1 protein-coding gene is annotated in these 822 nt (G+C 78.0%); it reads left to right on the top strand.

Annotated elements, in window-relative coordinates:
• On the top strand, positions 1 to 814 hold an 814-nt coding region (locus ACWJ6R_RS37340; RefSeq protein WP_449066705.1), incomplete at its 5' end, for an N-acetylglucosamine kinase.
• Positions 815 to 822 lie beyond the last annotated feature (8 nt).

Genomic DNA, 822 nt, shown 5'->3' on the forward strand with positions numbered 1-822 from the left:
CGGCGCGCGCTCGGCCCGCGGGCGCCCCGCCGTTCGCCGACCACGTGGCCGCCTACGTGGCGGGCGCGACCTGCCGGTGGAGGAGGAGACGCTCTGCGACGAGATCCTCGCCCGCGGCTACGGACGGGAGGCGGTGGTCGGCAACGACACCTTCGCGCTGCTGCGGGCCGGGGCCTCCGGTCCCTCGGGCGTGGCGGTGGTCTGCGGGGCGGGAGTCAACGCGGTGGGCGTCTCCCCCACCGGCGAGGTCGCCCGTTTCCCCGCCCTCGGCAGGATCAGCGGCGACTGGGGCGGCGGCCTCGTCCTCGGCGAGGAGGCCCTCTGGCACGCCGTGCGCGCCGAGGACGGGCGCGGCCCGGCCACCGTGCTGGAACGTGCCGTACGCGAGCACTTCGGCGCCCGCACCGTCGAGGAGGTGACGCTCGGCGTGCACTTCGGCGATCTGCCGCACGCCAGGCTGCATGAGCTGGTGCCGGTGCTGATGTCGGTCGCCGCGGCGGGCGACGCGGTGGCGCGCTCGGTCCTGGCGCGCATGGCCGACGAGGTCGTCGTGCTCGCGGTCGTCGCGCTGCGCCGCCTCGGCCTGCAGGACTCCCCCGTCGAGGTGGTGCTGGGCGGCGGCGTGCTGACCGCCGGCGACCCGCTGCTGGACGGCATGATCCGGCGGCGCTTCGCCGAGCGGGCGCCCAAGGCCGAGCTGGTCGTCGCCGCCCTCCCGCCCGTCGCGGGCGCGGCCCTGCTGGGCCTGGACGCCCTCGGCGCGAGCGAGGAGGCCAAGGCCCGCCTGCGCGACCGCTTCCGCGTCCCGGCCTGAGCGTCCCG

This window comes from Planomonospora algeriensis, assembly GCF_977012225.1.